General features: G+C 31.4%; 14 protein-coding genes, 2 pseudogenes and 2 riboswitches. Of the genes and pseudogenes, 12 read left to right on the top strand and 4 right to left on the bottom strand.

The window, feature by feature from the left end; all coding sequences use genetic code 11:
- The first annotated feature begins 78 nt into the window (after positions 1-78).
- The 5 genes and pseudogenes from OW763_RS01290 (at position 79) to OW763_RS01270 (ending at position 4,612) form a co-directional block, all read left to right on the top strand.
- Entirely contained in the window at positions 79-1,242 is a 1,164-nt protein-coding gene (locus OW763_RS01290) for a M20 aminoacylase family protein (protein WP_268039255.1), read from the top strand.
- A 43-nt stretch (positions 1,243-1,285) separates the two neighbouring features.
- Positions 1,286-1,666: a RidA family protein gene (locus OW763_RS01285; RefSeq protein ID WP_268039254.1), complete on the top strand. Its 381-nt coding sequence runs from the start codon at positions 1,286-1,288 to the stop codon at positions 1,664-1,666.
- A gap of 65 nt (positions 1,667-1,731) precedes the next feature.
- Positions 1,732-2,937 (top strand): diaminopropionate ammonia-lyase, encoded by a 1,206-nt coding sequence (dpaL, locus tag OW763_RS01280; RefSeq protein WP_268039253.1) that lies wholly within the window; start codon positions 1,732-1,734, stop codon positions 2,935-2,937.
- Between the two features lie 491 nt (positions 2,938-3,428).
- Positions 3,429-3,881, top strand: a pseudogene (locus tag OW763_RS01275) (transposase); the annotation flags it as partial.
- Positions 3,882-4,276: 395 nt separating this feature from the next.
- Positions 4,277-4,612, top strand: a complete 336-nt coding sequence (locus tag OW763_RS01270) for a YqfO family protein (RefSeq protein ID WP_268039252.1) — start codon at positions 4,277-4,279, stop codon at positions 4,610-4,612.
- Positions 4,613-4,634: 22 nt separating this feature from the next.
- Here the strand turns inward: OW763_RS01270 and OW763_RS01265 are convergent, their stop codons facing one another.
- The gene (locus OW763_RS01265) at positions 4,635-4,805 is read right to left on the bottom strand and encodes a hypothetical protein (RefSeq protein ID WP_268039251.1); all 171 of its coding nucleotides are present in this window, start codon (positions 4,803-4,805) and stop codon (positions 4,635-4,637) included.
- A 337-nt stretch (positions 4,806-5,142) separates the two neighbouring features.
- Positions 5,143-5,242, top strand: a riboswitch (purine riboswitch).
- Positions 5,243-5,364: 122 nt separating this feature from the next.
- On the opposite strand from OW763_RS01265, the gene OW763_RS01260 reads away from it, so the two are divergent.
- The 3 genes and pseudogenes from OW763_RS01260 to OW763_RS01250 all read left to right on the top strand — a co-directional run.
- Positions 5,365-6,714 carry a nucleobase:cation symporter-2 family protein gene (locus OW763_RS01260; RefSeq protein WP_268039250.1) on the top strand — a complete coding sequence of 450 codons (1,350 nt, stop codon included), beginning with the start codon at positions 5,365-5,367 and terminating at the stop codon, positions 6,712-6,714.
- Between the two features lie 80 nt (positions 6,715-6,794).
- Positions 6,795-8,147, top strand: a complete 1,353-nt coding sequence (locus OW763_RS01255; protein WP_268039249.1) for an amidohydrolase — start codon at positions 6,795-6,797, stop codon at positions 8,145-8,147.
- Positions 8,148-8,157: 10 nt separating this feature from the next.
- Positions 8,158-8,349: pseudogene (locus tag OW763_RS01250) on the top strand (cytochrome C biogenesis protein); the annotation flags it as partial.
- A 140-nt stretch (positions 8,350-8,489) separates the two neighbouring features.
- Here OW763_RS01250 and OW763_RS01245 read toward each other — a convergent pair.
- Complete coding sequence (locus OW763_RS01245; RefSeq protein WP_268039248.1) at positions 8,490-9,068, bottom strand: cupin domain-containing protein; 579 nt, start codon at positions 9,066-9,068, stop codon at positions 8,490-8,492.
- 274 nt (positions 9,069-9,342) lie between these two features.
- On the opposite strand from OW763_RS01245, the gene OW763_RS01240 reads away from it, so the two are divergent.
- The 4 genes from OW763_RS01240 to ade all read left to right on the top strand — a co-directional run bounded on the left by OW763_RS01240 (position 9,343) and on the right by ade (position 14,780).
- The gene (locus OW763_RS01240) at positions 9,343-10,128 is read left to right on the top strand and encodes an enoyl-CoA hydratase/isomerase family protein (protein ID WP_268039247.1); all 786 of its coding nucleotides are present in this window, start codon (positions 9,343-9,345) and stop codon (positions 10,126-10,128) included.
- Positions 10,129-10,168: 40 nt separating this feature from the next.
- Positions 10,169-11,509, top strand: coding sequence for an acetyl-CoA hydrolase/transferase C-terminal domain-containing protein (locus tag OW763_RS01235; protein ID WP_268039246.1), 1,341 nt, complete (start codon positions 10,169-10,171; stop codon positions 11,507-11,509).
- Between the two features lie 284 nt (positions 11,510-11,793).
- On the top strand, positions 11,794-12,597 hold the full coding sequence (locus OW763_RS01230) for a nitroreductase family protein (RefSeq protein WP_268039245.1): 804 nt from the start codon (positions 11,794-11,796) through the stop codon (positions 12,595-12,597).
- 152 nt (positions 12,598-12,749) lie between these two features.
- Positions 12,750-12,849: riboswitch (purine riboswitch) on the top strand.
- Positions 12,850-12,980: 131 nt separating this feature from the next.
- Positions 12,981-14,780, top strand: coding sequence for an adenine deaminase (gene ade, locus OW763_RS01225; protein ID WP_268039244.1), 1,800 nt, complete (start codon positions 12,981-12,983; stop codon positions 14,778-14,780).
- Positions 14,781-15,015: 235 nt separating this feature from the next.
- On the opposite strand, the gene OW763_RS01220 is transcribed toward ade, so the two are convergent.
- Both OW763_RS01220 and OW763_RS01215 read right to left on the bottom strand, forming a co-directional pair.
- Positions 15,016-15,294, bottom strand: coding sequence for a hypothetical protein (locus tag OW763_RS01220; RefSeq protein WP_268039243.1), 279 nt, complete (start codon positions 15,292-15,294; stop codon positions 15,016-15,018).
- Between the two features lie 217 nt (positions 15,295-15,511).
- Positions 15,512-16,324 (bottom strand): alpha/beta fold hydrolase, encoded by an 813-nt coding sequence (locus OW763_RS01215; RefSeq protein WP_268039242.1) that lies wholly within the window; start codon positions 16,322-16,324, stop codon positions 15,512-15,514.
- Positions 16,325-16,404: the final 80 nt, after the last annotated feature.

Raw genomic sequence — 16,404 nt, 5'->3', positions numbered from 1 at the left:
TATGACAAGAATGGTTGCTATATTTAAGTATTTATGTCTGAATGTAATGAGATAATTAAAATGAAAGAGGGTAAATTTATGAAGAATATTGATTTTGCTAATCAACTTAAAGAATGGAGACAATATTTTCATATGCATCCTGAAAGTGCATTTGAAGAAAAGAATACATCAGAATATATAGCCAAAGTGCTTACTGATATGGGTCTTGAAGTTCATAAAAATATTGGTGGTACCGGTGTTGTAGCAAGTCTTAAAGTTGGAGATGGAGAAGAAGTAATTGGACTTAGGGCTGATATGGATGCTATCAATATGCTTGAAAAGGGAGAACTTCTTTACGCATCAAAGAATCATGGGAAAATGCATGCTTGTGGACATGATGGACATACTGCAACCTTGTTAGGAGCAGCTCGATTGCTTGTGGAAAGAAAGAATTTTAATGGTACAGTTAGATTTATTTTCCAACCAGCAGAAGAGCCAGGAAAAGGTTCGCAAGCAATGATTGATGATGGAATATTTGAAGAATATCCAATTGATGAAATATATGGATTGCACAATGCGCCATTTATTCCAGAAGGAACAATACATACGCGTCCGGGAGGGATTATGGCTAGTGAGGATAATTTTGTAATTCGCATTAATGGAAAAGGTTCTCATGCCTCTAGCCCACATATCGGAATTGATCCACTTGTGACTGCTTCGCAGATTATACTTGGATTGCAAACTATAGCATCACGTAATGTAAATCCGTTACAACAAGTGGTGGTTTCTTGTACTGAATTGCATACAGATGGTGTTCATAATGCGATTCCTTCTAATGTAGAAATTTTAGGAGATACTAGAAGCTGCACAGTTGAAATTCAGGAACTAATTGAAACGAGAATGAGAAGTATTTGTGAAGGCATTTGTAAGATGAATGGAGCAGATTGTGAATTTGAATATACGCATGAATTTGCGCCTACTGTTAATTGGGAAAAATGTGTAAATATTGTTGCAACAGCTGGCAAAAATATTGTGGGAGAAGATAAAGTCAATGCAAATTGTGAACCATGGATGGCTTCTGAAGATTTTGGGACTTTTTTAACACATGTTCCGGGATGTTTTGTATTCCTTGGAAGTGGAAAAAGTGCTATTGCTTCTGAAAATACTCCCCTTCACAATTCTATGTATGATTATAATGACGATGTATTAGAGATTGGGGCAGAGTTCTTTGCAGAACTAATCAAAGTGCGACTTCCACAGTAATATTAGAAAAATATTAATTTATAAAAGAGAGGAAAATGAAATTATGAAAAAAAGAATCGAGACTAAAGGTGCACCAGCAGCAATCGGCCCTTACTCACAGGCAATACAAGCAGGTAATACAATTTATGTTTCAGGTCAATTACCTATAAACCCTTCAACAGGTGAATTTGCAGGTGACGACATCATTAGTCAAACAAAGCAGTCTTTAGAAAATATAAAATCAATATTAGAGCAAGCAGGCGCAAATATGACAAATATCGTAAAGACTACTGTGCTTTTGAAAAACATTTCTGATTTTGCTGCGATGAATGAAGTCTATGCTTCCTATTTTACAGGAGATTGTCCATCAAGAGCAGCATATCAGGTTGCAGAACTACCTAAAAATGCGCTTGTAGAAATTGAAGCAATTGCAGTAATTGGTTAAATATAAGTAGAATAAACATTATAGTAGAATTGAATTAAGAAAATTGTGTTAAGAGGAGATAGCGTATGAATGAGTGTATAAAATCTGTACAATATAATAGAGATAAAAAAGAAGAATATTCTGTGGAGCAGTTTGGAATAGAAAACGCAAAAAAAGTAAATGCATTTCATAAGAGTTTTCCAGGATATTCAGTTACACCTTTGGCAGAATTAAATGAACTTTCTAAGTATTTAGGTGTTAAGAATATATATGTAAAAGATGAGAGTTATAGATTTGGACTTAATGCATTTAAGGGATTAGGTGGAAGCTATTGTGTTGGTAAATATATTGCAAATAAACTGGGAATGGATATTGCAGACCTTTCCTATGAAAAAATGACAAGTGATGAAATCAAGAATAGGCTTGGAGAAATTACTTTTGTAACTGCTACAGATGGTAACCATGGAAGAGGTATCGCTTGGACAGCCAATAGACTGGGCTATAAAAGTGTAGTATATATGCCTAAAGGAAGCTCAATAGAAAGATTGAATAATATTAAAGCACTTGGCGCAGATGCTTCTATTACAGATTTAAATTATGATGATACTGTACGTTTGGCAAATGCTAATGCAGAAAAGTATGGCTGGGTTTTAGTGCAAGATACTGCTTGGGAGGGTTATGAAAGTATTCCAGGTTGGATTATGGAAGGATATACAACCATGGGATATGAAATAATCGAACAATTAAAAGACGAAAATCCTACACATATTTTTCTACAGGCTGGAGTAGGTGCTATGGCAGGAGCCATTACTGGATTTTTTACTGATTATTACGCAAAGCAAGATCGACCTATAATTACTATTGTTGAGCCTAATAAAGCGGATTGTATTTTTAAAACTGCAGAAGCTAAAGATGGTAGTTTACATATGGTAACAGGTGATATGGATACCATAATGGCAGGACTTGCTTGTGGAGAACCTTGTACAATAGGTTGGAACGTGCTTAATGAGTATGCAGATAACTTTGTGTCTATACCGGATTACATTGCAGCGAAGGGAATGCGAGTACTTGGCAATCCTTTGGCAGATGATAAGAAAGTCATATCTGGAGAGAGTGGAGCAGTAACTCTTGGATTTATAGCGGAAGTAATGCAAAACCAAAGTTTAAGTTATCTGAGAGAGCAGTTAAAGCTGGATCGAGATTCAAAAATTCTCTGTATTTCAACTGAAGGGGATACAGATAAAGAAAATTATACAAGAATTGTTTGGGATGGTCTCCATCCAAGTTACTAAAATATAATTAGTAGAGCTGTATGCGTCAAAAATTTTCCGTCTTGAAATAGAAAAGGGCTGTCTCAAAATAGAAAATATATTCTAGGGCTGAGACGCCCTTTTTTTTGTATAAAAATACTAGAGGCAGACTCAAAAGAATCTACCTCTGGTATTATGTAATCATCACAAAAACAAAATACCAAGGAGATTGTATCAATAATATGAGAGAATATCAATTGCTTTTACCCATAAACACACAACTGGGACACTTAGAGTCCAGAAGGACCCCTAAGGATAAAGAATTTTTTGTAAATTTTAAGTATACAATGAATGATAATCAAATAATGGATTTATATTTATATAAACAAAATATATAAAGGAATTATCTAAACAGCAGATTTTGCTGTTTTATTTTTGTATAGGAAAGTATAAATTTTTTTGATAAAATGAAGTAGTCTAAAACATTTAAATTCAAAAGGTTTCAGGAATTTGCAAAATTAAAAGATGGATTTTATGTTTATGGTAAAGGTCAAGTTAAAGATTCAAATGGAGCAGCTAAGTATGTTGGAAGGTATACAGGGAGACCTGATATTGCAGAATCTAGAGTAGTGAAATATGATGGTCATAAAGTCACTATTAGGTATGAAAGACATGAAGATGGAGAAAAAGTAGAATTAGAAATGGATCTACTAGATTTTATAGGAAAAGTAATATCGCATTTGCCTAATAAAAATTTTAAAATGATTAGATACTATGGGATGTATTCAAAAAACAATAAGCATAAAGGTATATTCTTTAAGCTTATTCATGATAAGCTTATGGATTCTAGGAGGAAATTAAGAAAGTGGAAGTATAGGATATTGAAAGCTTTTGGAGTAGATCTTTTAAAGTGCCAAAATTGTGGGGGAATAATGTATCCTAAAGAATACGAAGGAGTTCATGGTATTAAATATAGTTTGGAATAAATAATAAAAAGAGCTATAGCTCGCATGCTAATGCATATTTTTAATTGAGTTTGTAAAAAACTTTTTGTGTATTAAAAACTACAAAAGTTTTATGAAGGCTAATGCCTGACGCTGTCGGGTTATTTTGAGTGAAGAAGATGCGGCTTTGCCGTTTTTTTTATTAATTTCGTAATTTAATTATATATAATAGAGAGAATATCAACCATTCATTTAGATTACATTTTAGAGTTTTAAACTTACAGTTTTGTAATGATGATGTTTTGTTAAGAAAAATATATTTGTAAAGAAGTATAGTAGTGGTAAAATATAGAGGAAATTTCATAATTAAAAATTCTGAATATAGATATGGAATTTTAGAATTATGCAAAAATGTATTATAGAAAGGAATATATATTATGCAGTTTAATACTTTTAAAATAGAAACATTTATCCCAGAAGAATATTTAAAAGAATTAAGAAAAAATCTTAATGATATAGGGGCACTCACTATAGGTGGGAATTATGATAATTGTATGTCTTTGTCTAAGGTAACAGGGTTTTGGAGACCTTTAGATGGTGCTGATCCTTTTGAAGGTACAATAGGTGAAATATGTGAAGAAAAAGAATGTAAAGTAGAATTTTGTTGCAAAAAAGAAATTGTAAAAAAGGCAGTTGATACAATTAAAAAAGTTCATCCTTATGAAGAAGCTGTCATAAATATAATACCTATATTAAGTGCATATGACATATAAGTAGAAAAGGTGAAAGTTTTATTTATATACTAAACATATTCTGCATGTTTATAAAAGCTTCTGATGCTGCTAAATTGTATTTTTCATCATTATCAAGCTTATCTTTTATTTCTTCTAAAGTATCTATTATTGATACTTCATTTTCCTCAGTATTTTTAAATAATCTATCGTAAAAATTTTTTAATATTTTCATTAAAATCACTCCTAAAATTTTAAATGCAATAAGTTATAGAAAAGTATAAATGAGAAATTAAAGAATTTATATATTGGACAACAAAACTTCTTAAGAATTTAGAAATTTAAGTTCTTAAGGAGTTTTACTTATATATTGATAACGGAAATATTAATTTATTATATAATAATCTTTCGTGGCGTTTACGAGTGAAATTATATTTTTTTATATTAATATTCGTAAAAAATATTGACTTAAAAGGTTAATTTTGATAATATCAGGTTACAAATTCTTTTAAATAATTCATTATTTTACTTAATTTGATTTTATTTAAATAGTTTGTAGATTTATTTATATAGTTATAATTTAATAACTTGCTCATATAATTCCCGAATATGGAGGGAAGTTTCTACCAGATAACCTTAAATTGTCTGACTATGAGTGGAATCCTGCTTATAGTTATTTTAAATATTTATTTTTATTATCTAAAATAATGGACGATAAGGTTTTCATTTATAGTATGAATACCTTATCGTCTTTTTTATATTATGAGAATGAAATTTATTAGGAGGATTTTATAATGAAAAACACTAAAGCTAAACATACTAATTTAATTGTTGGAATTGATGAAAAAATCAGTGTAAAATATGCCTTTTTTTTAGGGTTACAACACGTTTTTGCTATGGATTTGTACATAGTTCCTATAATTTTGGCAGGTATTTTATCTCTTAATGCCCAAAATACAGCTTATTTTATCCAAATGAGTTTTATTGCCGCTGGAGTTGCAACAGTAATACAAACTGGCTTATGTATGCGCTTGCCTATTATGCAGGGACCATCCTATATTCCTATAGGTGCATTAGCTGCTATAGGAAGCAAGTTAGGTCTGCAAGCCATGGTTGGTAGTTTAATTCCAGGTTCCTTATTTTTAATAATACTTGGTTATCCATTACGTTTTCTTTCAAAAATAATTTCTAAATTTATTCCACATATTGTTGGAGGTACTGTCATTGTCATAGTAGGTATCGCTTTAATGCCAGTTGCTATGACTAACATTTTTACTGCACCTGGTAATTTAAAAACAAATTGCATCCTTGCTCTTGTTTCATCATCCTTATTAGTTATTTGTATGATGATTGGACGTAAAGCAAATAAGTTTGGTAAATTTGTTAAACTTACATCTGTAATGATTTCATTAATTGGTGGTACTATAGTAGCTTCATTATTAGGTGTAGTAGATTTTACAACTGTTGCAAAGGCAGATTGGTTTTCATTCCCTAAATTATTACCATTTGGGAAACCGGTATTTGATTTAAAAGCAATTTTAACTATGTTATTTATTTATGCAGTTATTTTAGTTGAAACTTCAGGAACTTGGTTTGCAGTTTCTGCTGTTACTGGAAAGGAATTAACTGATAAAAGTTTAAATAGAGGTGCTGTCGGTGAGGGAATTGGTTGTTTTGTAGGTGCATTGTTTGGTGGTACTCCAATGACTGGTTATTCAACAAATGCAGGTATTATTGCAGTAACAGGTGTTGGAAGCAGAATGGCTATTATGGCTGGAGGAATTATATTAGTTATACTTGGGATGTTACCTAAATTAATGAATGTAATTGCTTGTATACCTAGTGCAGTTGTTAGTGGAGTTTTTGCAGTAGTTTGTGTAATTATTGCTATGAACGGTTTAAAATCAATTCAGCATGAAGATTTTGATGAAAGAAATATGTTGTTAATCGGATTACCTATACTTTTAGCTCTTGGAACTACTGTTTTACCTAAAGATATCTTAAATAGTTTGCCAAGCCTTGCAAATTACATTTTTTCTTCTGGAATTACAGTGGGGGCTTTAGCTGCAGTAATATTAAATATACTTTTGCCTAAAACAGCTACCCAAGTACCTAAATCAGAAGAATACAAAGAGGCTGTGTAGAATTTTTATATTTAAATTTTACTATGTTTCATTCAACTACATATGCAAAAAATAGACATATATATAAAGGAGATCATATTATGAGTCAAATTTTAATAAAAAATGGTTTTATTATTACAATGGATTGTTCAAAAAAAATATTTCAACAGGGGGATATTTTAATTGAAAATTCTAAAATCATTGCTTTAGGTAATGTAAACGCTGAATTAATTAAATCTAATGTTGAAATTATAGATGTCAATGGAAAAATTATAATGCCTGGTTTGGTAAATACCCATGTCCATTTATCGCAACAATTAGCTAGGGGATTAGCTGATGATGTAGATCTTTTAACTTGGCTTCGTAAACGTATATGGCCGTATGAAAGTAATATGGATTTAGAGGATTCTTATATTTCTTCACTAGCTTGTTGTGCGGAGCTAATACGTTCAGGTGTTACTACCTTCTGTGAAGCTGGTGGACAAGAAGTAGATGGTATGGGAAAAGCAGTAACAGAAGCAGGAATTAGAGGGGTTCTTTGCCGTTCTACTATGGATTGTGGTGATGGTTTACCATTAAAGTGGCAAGAAACCACAGAGGAAGCTTTAGAGAAACAAGTAGAATTAGTTGAAAAATGGAATGGTAAAGCAGATGGACGTATTAAGCATTGGTTTGGATTAAGAACTATATTTAACACTACTGATAAGTTGATAACTAAAACTAAAGAACTAGCTGATAAATATGAAGTTGGTATTCATATGCATGTTGCTGAAATAGAAGAGGAAGTTAGATATGCAGAAGCAACTCGTGGTAATACTACTGTTGAGCATTTAGCTAAATTAGGGGTATTAGATAAAAACTTTTTAGCTGTGCACACTGTGTGGCTTACAGAGCAAGAAATTGATTTGTTTAAGCTTCATAATGTAAAAGTATCCCATAATCCTGGTGCTGCAATGAAAGTTGTTTTAGGTTTTGCACGTATTCCAGAAATGCTTGAAAAGGGAATCAATGTTTCAATTGGAACTGACGGTGCTCCTTCTAATAATAGAATGGATATGTTTGATGAAATGCATTTAACTTCATTGATACATAAAGGTAGAAGATTGAATCCAGAGGTTGTGCCTGCTGAACAGGTGTTAGAGATGGCTACAATAAATGGTGCAGGTTGTGCCCTGTGGGAAGATGAAATAGGTTCTTTGGAGGTAGGAAAAAAAGCAGATTTAATAATTATTAATCCTAAATCTATTGGCAGTATTCCTATCCATAACCCAATTGGAAATATAGTATATTCAATGCACTCTAGTGATATAGAATCTTCTATGTGTAATGGTAAGTGGTTAATGAAGAATAAAATATTATTAACCATAAATGAGGAGGATATTATTAGAGAAGCACAAGAAAAAGCAACAGCATTAGTTAAAAAAGCAGGTATTATTTTACCTAAACGTTTTTAGTTTTTCTTTTTGGAGACCTTTAGAAGGTGCTGATCCATTTGAAGGTACAATAGGTGAAATATGTGAAAAGGAAGAATGTAAAGTAGAATTTTGTTGCAAAAAAGAAATTGTAAAAAAGGCAGTTGATACACTTAAAAAAGCTCACCCTTATGAAGAAGCTGTCATAAATATAATACCTATGTTAAGTGCATATGACATATAAAGAGAAAAGGTGAAAGTTTTATTTATATACTAAATGTATTTAGCAAGCGAGGATAGGTAAACCTTCCTCGCCACTACGTTAGAGTAAACCCCAATAAATAAAGGTAAACATAGGAAGCTGTTTTTACAGTGCTTTTGATATTAGTAGCCATAGTTCTCTTCAGCAGCTTCTGCATCTGCTTTAGTTTTATGAACTGTATCACGTGGATGCTCAGGTGGTGCATAGAGAGCGTATAATTTAAGTGGTTTATCACCTGTGTTGATTACATTGTGCCATTTACCAGCAGGTATCATGATTGCATAGTCGTCATAGACTTTTGCTTGAAAGTTCAATTTATCTTTACTATCCCCCATTTTAACAAGTCCTTGACCTTCTTCAATACGTATGAATTGATCACCTTCGGGATGAACCTCTAAACCTATGTCGTCTCCAACATCGATGCTCATCAAGGTAAGTTGCAAATTGTCTCCTGTCCATAAAGCGGTACGAAAAGTATTATTTTGCTTAGTAGCCTCTTCAATATTAAATACAAACGGTTCTGGTCCATAATCCTTTAATTTAATAGAATGTTTGCAAAAGTCTGGGTTATGCATATGCATTGATGCGTTAAACCAGTAAGAATATGGATACATTCCACAAGCATAGCACATATTGTATGGATTACAGATTGGGATGTTAACATAGTAAGGATATGGATATGTTGTATAAAAATTATACATATTGCTCAGTCCTTTCATAGACTTATAAAATTATAATATGTTTTATGTTTAGAGAATGTGCTTCGAGTGACAGGAATGTTGTACCTCGGCAGTCATATAAAGAGGAAAGATAAAAGTTTATAAAACTTCTTAAGAATTTAGGAATTTAAGCCTAAAGATTCTTAGGAAGTTTTATTTATATACCAAACATATTAACAAAAAAATTACATATAATACAATGTACTTTATTATGTAAAATTAGGAAAAAAAAGAAAATAATATAAGGAGTGATAGTATGAGTTATAAAAAAATTCTTTCTACTTACAACGATGGTATTGCCAGGATTACACTTAATAGCCCAAATAACTTAAATTCAATGGATTATTCTTTGCTATCGGAATTAAGTGAAGAATTAGACCAATGTGAAAAAAATGCAAATGTAAAGGTAATAGTTTTAAATGGAGCTGGAAAAGGATTTAGCGGTGGTGGGGATATTGCGGCAATGTATAAATCCATAGAAGAAGGACAAGGCTTTAGTCAATTAATTGAAAAAGCCGCGGAAGTAGCATTGAAGATTAAAAAACTCCCTAAGCCTGTTATTGCATCTGTACATGGGCCAGTGGCAGGAGCTGGTTTTAATGTTGCCATAGCATGTGATATTTGTATTGCAGCAGAAAATGCTTTGTTTTTACAAGCATTTGTAAAGATTGGACTTATCCCTGACTGTGGGGGTGTTTATCTATTAACAAGAGCTGTGGGAGCAGCAAAAGCTAGTGAATTGGCTTTAACAGGAAAGAAAATATCTGCAAGAGAAGCATTAGACATGGGTATAGTTTCAGAGGTATATAAGAAGGAAGAACTTGAGGAGAAAACAAATAAATTTGCATTAAAAATGGCAAAAGGTCCTGCTGTTTCTTATAAAAACATAAAGGAATTAATTTATAAAAGTCAATTCTCAGATTTTGAAGAATATTTAAAAGAAGAAGTGAGAGCTCAGGTAGAGTGTAGTAAGACCGAGGATTTTAAAGAAGGGTTGAAAGCTTTCTTGGAAAAAAGACAACCTAAGTATATTGGTAAATAACTAAATAAAATTTAATTAAAAAGGGGAGTATGATAGGAATATGAATGTAAGATTTAAAGATGAGTATAAAAAGAAACTTGTTACAGTAGAGGAAGCAGTTAAATTAGTTAAATCTGGTGATTGGGTAGAATATGCTGCTACAATTAATAGTTCTCATGATTTTGATGAAGCATTGTCTAAACGAAAAGATGAGCTGTGGGATGTTAAGATACGATGTGATATAGGTGCTTATTATCACTATACTGCTGAAGCTGATCCAAGTGGAGAACATTTTGTATGGAGTGCATGGCATACAGCTGGTTATGATAGAAAATATATTGGTAAAAATCTTTATCATTGTCCACAAAAACTTCATGAAAACCCTATGATGACTCGTAAGGACTGTATTCCTACAAATGTAGCTGTAATAATGGTTACTCCTATGGATAAATATGGTTATTTTAATTTCGGAGCTAGTTCTGTAAGTTGTTGCGCAATGATTGAAACAGCTAAAACTGTTATTTTAGAAGTTAATGAAAATTTGCCTCGTTGTTTAGGAGGATTTCAGGAAAATGTCCATATTTCACAGGTGGATTATGTAGTAGAAGGTAAAAATGTTCCATTGTGTACTTTACCTGCAGTTGAGCCTAATGAAATTGATAAAAAGATTGCTTCGTATATTTTAGGTCGTATGTATGATGGAAACTGTATTCAACTAGGTATAGGAGGAGTTCCAAATGCTGTTGGTAAGATGGTGGCACAATCTGATTTGAAAGATTTAGGTGTTCATACTGAAATGTATGCTGATGCTTATGTGGACATGAGTAAAGCAGGTAAAATAAATGGATCACGTAAAACAATTGACAGATACAAACAGGTTTATTCTTTTGCTATGGGAACACAAGAAATGTATGAATTTATAGATGATAATCCTGGACTTGCATCGTGTCCTATAGATTATACAAATGATCCAAAAGTAATAGCTCAGATAGATGATATGATATCTATAAATGCTGCTGTGGAAATGGATTTATTTGGGCAAGTTTGCGCTGAGAGCATTGGTACTAAACATTTAAGTGGTACCGGTGGACAATTGGATTTTGTAGAAGGGGCATATAAATCAAAGGGTGGACAGAGTTTTATTTGCTTGCCTTCAACTATTAATATTAAAGGTAAAACGTATTCAAGGATTAAGCCTATACTTACTCCAGGTGCAATAGTTACTGATCCAAGATCAGCTACTGATATGATAGTAACAGAATATGGTATAGCAAAGATGAAAGGTCAAAACACTTGGCAGCGTGCTGAAAATCTCATAAACATTGCTCATCCTGATTTCCGTGACGAATTAATTAAAGAGGCTCAGAATATGAAAATTTGGAGAAAGAGCAACAGAAGATAACTATTTTAGGGTAAACCTGAGAAAAGTCGCAATTTGAGAAACTATCCAAAAATTTTTGATATTTACCAACAAAACTTCTTAAGAATTTAGAAATTTAAGTTCTTAGGGAGTTTTTCGATTTTTAAGGAGGAGATTTGTATGGATTTATATAGACAATTATAGATATACTATGTTATATGGAAATAATGAGTTAATAAGATAATAATAAAAATAGAGACAGAAATTATTTCTAAACATTTAAATATATTTTTATAGATATGTATTATAAAAGGGGGAATAGTGATATGTATGATAATTTGAAATTATATGAAGCTATATTTAAGAGAAAATCAGTAAGAAAATATAAAGGTGATAAAATTTCAAAAGATACAATAGAAAAAATTCAATTTATATGTGATAACATTAAGGGTATTTATGATAATATAGAATTTAAAACTTATATTGTTGATGATACAGATATGGTTGAAAAGATGTATGGTGGGATAATAGGCAAATATGGAAAGATTAAAGCTCCTCAGTATATAATTGTAACTTCTGAAGAAAAAGAAGGATATTTAGAAAATCTTGGATACATCTTTGAAAAAGTAATATTAAATCTTACAGAAATGGGTTTAGGAACTTGCTGGATAGGAACACCCTTTAAGAAAAAAGTTCTAAATGAAATTATTAAAATTCAAGAAAATCATAAACCAGTTTTTTTAATAGCATTCGGATATTGTGAGGATTCTGATAAGTTGTATAGAAAAAACATAAGTGAGTTTAAAAGAAAAGATATGAATGAATTAGTAGAAGGGAAAATACAAAGAGGATGGAAAGCAATATTTGAAGCAGCTAGGATAGCACCATCAGCAACTAATAGTCAGCCATGGAGGTTTGTAGTTGACGATAATTATGTTCACATATACTGTATTAAGAGGACTAATATTATAAGTAAAAAAATATATGATAATTTAAATAGAATCGATATGGGAATAGTATTAAGTCATTTAGATATTGCTATGCAAAATTTTCAGTGTAAAAAAGAATTTAAGCAGCTACAAGGTTATGATAAAAGAGGATGTAGATATTTAGTTAGTATAGAGAAATAGATTGAAATACTATATTGTTTTATATTAATGTTCCTAAAAAATATTGACTTAAAAGGTTAATTTTGATAATATCAGGTTACAAATTCTTTTAAATAATTTATTATTTTACTTAATTTGATTTTATTTAAAGAGTTTGTAAACTTGTTTATATAGTCATAATTTAATAACTTGCTCATATAATTCCCCAATATGGAGGGAAGTTTCTACCAGATAACCTTAAATTGTCTGACTATGAGTGGAATCCTACTTATAGTTATTTTAAATATTTATTTTTATTATCTAAAATAATGGACGATAAGGCTTTCATTTATAGTATGAATACCTTATCGTCTTTTTTATATTATGAGCATCAAATCTATAAAAATATAAAAGGAGATATAAATATGTTTAATAAATTTAATATAAAGCCTCTTTGGGAGGTAAGTAAAACTTTATCAAGTGTAGCACAGGGATTTGAATCAGCTGATATGGTAATTACAAATTCAAAGCTTATAAATGTTTGTACAAGAGAAGTTATTGAAAATATAGATGTAGCAATTAGCTGCGGAAGAGTTGCATTAGTAGGTGATGCAAAACATTGTATAGGAGAAAATACAGAAGTAATTGATGCAAAAGGTCAATATATTGCACCAGGTTTTTTAGATGGTCATATTCATGTTGAATCATCAATGTTAAGTGTAAGTGAATATGCTCGTTCAGTAGTTCCACATGGTACTGTTGGAATATATATGGATCCACATGAAATTTGTAATGTACTTGGATTGAATGGTGTACGTTATATGATTGAAGATGGCAAGGGTACTCCACTTAAAAATATGGTAACTACACCATCTTGTGTACCAGCAGTTCCAGGTTTTGAAGATACAGGAGCAGCTGTAGGACCAAAAGATGTTGCAGAAACAATGAAGTGGGATGAAGTAGTTGGTCTAGGAGAAATGATGAATTTTCCAGGTATACTTTATTCTACAGATCATGCTCATGGAGTGGTAGGAGAAACTTTAAAAGCTAATAAGACAGTAACGGGACATTATTCTTTACCTGAAACAGGAAAAGGGTTAAATGGATATATTGCATCAGGTGTAAGATGTTGTCACGAATCTACAAGAGCTGAAGATGCCCTTGCTAAAATGCGTCTTGGGATGTATGCAATGTTTAGAGAGGGTTCTGCATGGCATGATTTAAAGGAAGTAAGTAAGTCAATTACAGAAAATAAAGTAGATAGTAGATTTGCTGTTTTAATATCTGATGATACTCATCCACATACATTGCTTAAAGATGGACATTTAGATCATATTATAAAACGTGCTATAGAGGAAGGGATAGACCCGTTAACTGCAATCCAAATGGTAACAATAAACTGTGCACAATGTTTCCAAATGGATCATGAATTAGGTTCTATAACTCCAGGAAAATGCGCAGACATTGTATTTATAGAAGATTTAAAAAATGTAAAAATAACAAAAGTTATTATAGATGGAAATTTAGTTGCAAAGGATGGAGTATTAACTACATCAATAGCTAAATATGATTATCCTAAAGATGCTATGCATTCTATGCATATTAAAGATAAAATAACACCAGCTTCCTTTAATATTATGGCTGAGAATAAAGAAGAGGTAACTGCAAGGGTTATTGAAATTATACCTGAAAGAGTTGGTACATATGAGAGACATATTCAGCTTAAGGTTAAAGATGATAAAGTTCAATGTGACCCAAGTAAAGATGTTTTAAAAGCAGTTGTTTTTGAAAGACATCATGAAACAGGAACAGCAGGATATGGATTTGTTAAAGGATTTGGCATTAAAAGAGGGGCTATGGCTGCAACAGTTGCTCATGATGCTCACAACTTACTAGTTATAGGAACAAATGATGAGGATATGTCATTAGCTGCTAATACATTAATAGAATGTGGTGGAGGAATGGTAGCGGTACAAGATGGCAAAGTATTAGGTTTAGTTCCATTGCCAATAGCAGGTCTTATGAGTAATAAGCCTTTAGAAGAAATGGCTGAAATGGTAGAAAAATTAGATAGTGCATGGAAACAAATCGGATGTGATATAGTTTCACCATTTATGACAATGGCACTTATTCCACTTGCTTGCTTACCAGAACTAAGATTAACCAATAGGGGATTGGTGGATTGTAATAAGTTTGAATTTGTATCACTGTTTGTGGAAGAATAATTATAGAAATAATAAAATTTTAGTATATTAGAAATTTATTTGGAATACAAAGCCAAGCCCTCACATTGTGAGGGCTTTTTGATGCAAATAGAGTAACAGAATTAAGAAAAAAATTTTAATGATATAGGGTACTTACTATAGGTGGAAATTATTAAATTAGAAAAGCACCAGTATTTCTACTGATGCAAGAATATTCAATATTGCTAAAGATAAAGTTATACTATTATAGTATAGATTAATAGCAATAAAAACTATCGATTTTTCTTAAGTCTACTCCAAAGTAAATCCAGTAACAACCATTCCATTTCCATCCAGCAATAGATCTTCTTCCTACATAAGTGAGCCATACCCAAAAAGAATCACCATTTTCTAACCATATATAAGTGAATTTATATTTGCATGGGTTAATAGCACCTGGGTCAATTGATCTAAAACCTGCTTGTCCTTTTGCTTCCGTTGGAAGGTCAAAAGGAGGATCAGCCATTGGAAAATTAGGAATACTATTAGAATACATAAATTTTCACTCCTTAGAAATATTTCATAAAGAAATATTTCATTATATAATATGCTAAAAAGAACAAATTTGACATTTTAAGTTCTTAGAAAGTTTTTTATTTTGAATAATAACATCAACTTATCTTAGTTTTACTGATACAAAAGCTTTAGAAAAAATAAAAAGTATAGTTTAAGATTAAAACTATACTTTTTAGCTTTGTATTTTTAAAAAATATTTATCCAATAAAGTTCATGAGTTCCTTATTGAACTTTTCTGGATCTTCAAGTTGAAGTCCATGTCCGCAGCCGTCGAAAGTAACAAGTTTGCTGTCAGGTATGTTTTTATTTAAATATTCACTGTTTTCCTTTAAGTAAAGAGCACTTTCCCCTCCGTGTGTAATGAGTGTTGGAACTGTAATTGAGCTAAGCATATCCCTATGATCTTGAGCAGACATATCTATCCACATACGAGCCATAACATGAGGAGAATTTTTCAAAGATTCATTGAAGGCCCAGTCTTGCAAGTCTTTGTCTTTGCAGCCTGTTTTAGCAAAGATAGCAGGGACGAATACTTTTGAAAATTCATTCCAATCAGTATTTATACCAACCATTGTATCAAGATTGTCTTTGTGAGAGAATTGACCATAAAGACCTAAATTCCATTCATCATCAGTTATGATTTTAGGTGTCATATCAATGAGGCATAGTTTATTAATATTTTGGCATCCAAACTGTCTTACAAAATCAAAAATTATTGTAGTTCCCATAGACCAACCTATCAAGCTAGGTTGGTCTAATTTCAAATATTCAATAAAATCTTTTACATCTTTAGCAAAACGTGAAATAGTAAGTCCATAATTAGGTACTTCCGAAAGACCATGTCCTCTTAAATCTAGTGCTGCAACTTTGTATTTTTTTGAAAGTTCTTTAATCTGATCTCTAAAGTGTAGATGACTGCATGACCAACCGTGAATAAGTACTATAGGGCTGCCTTCACCACATGTTTCATAATAGAGTTTGACATTATCACTAGTTAAAAAATATGACATAAAAATACCTCCTGTTAATTTTAATAAATATCATTAAATGCTATATATACATATTTATACATTAATCATAAAAATCCTCT

It is taken from the genome of Clostridium aestuarii (assembly GCF_026735135.1).
Lineage (GTDB): Bacteria > Bacillota > Clostridia > Clostridiales > Clostridiaceae > Clostridium_H > Clostridium_H aestuarii.
This window is presented reverse-complemented; position numbering and strand designations above follow the sequence as displayed.

Coding starts and splice junctions, on each gene's coding strand:
- OW763_RS01290 (WP_268039255.1), top strand. CDS start 79: ATGAAGAATATTGATTTTGCTAATCAACTTAAAGAATGGAGACAATAT.
- OW763_RS01285 (WP_268039254.1), top strand. CDS start 1,286: ATGAAAAAAAGAATCGAGACTAAAGGTGCACCAGCAGCAATCGGCCCT.
- dpaL (WP_268039253.1), top strand. CDS start 1,732: ATGAATGAGTGTATAAAATCTGTACAATATAATAGAGATAAAAAAGAA.
- OW763_RS01270 (WP_268039252.1), top strand. CDS start 4,277: ATGCAGTTTAATACTTTTAAAATAGAAACATTTATCCCAGAAGAATAT.
- OW763_RS01265 (WP_268039251.1), bottom strand. CDS start 4,805: ATGAAAATATTAAAAAATTTTTACGATAGATTATTTAAAAATACTGAG.
- OW763_RS01260 (WP_268039250.1), top strand. CDS start 5,365: ATGAAAAACACTAAAGCTAAACATACTAATTTAATTGTTGGAATTGAT.
- OW763_RS01255 (WP_268039249.1), top strand. CDS start 6,795: ATGAGTCAAATTTTAATAAAAAATGGTTTTATTATTACAATGGATTGT.
- OW763_RS01245 (WP_268039248.1), bottom strand. CDS start 9,068: ATGTATAATTTTTATACAACATATCCATATCCTTACTATGTTAACATC.
- OW763_RS01240 (WP_268039247.1), top strand. CDS start 9,343: ATGAGTTATAAAAAAATTCTTTCTACTTACAACGATGGTATTGCCAGG.
- OW763_RS01235 (WP_268039246.1), top strand. CDS start 10,169: ATGAATGTAAGATTTAAAGATGAGTATAAAAAGAAACTTGTTACAGTA.
- OW763_RS01230 (WP_268039245.1), top strand. CDS start 11,794: ATGTATGATAATTTGAAATTATATGAAGCTATATTTAAGAGAAAATCA.
- ade (WP_268039244.1), top strand. CDS start 12,981: ATGTTTAATAAATTTAATATAAAGCCTCTTTGGGAGGTAAGTAAAACT.
- OW763_RS01220 (WP_268039243.1), bottom strand. CDS start 15,294: ATGTATTCTAATAGTATTCCTAATTTTCCAATGGCTGATCCTCCTTTT.
- OW763_RS01215 (WP_268039242.1), bottom strand. CDS start 16,324: ATGTCATATTTTTTAACTAGTGATAATGTCAAACTCTATTATGAAACA.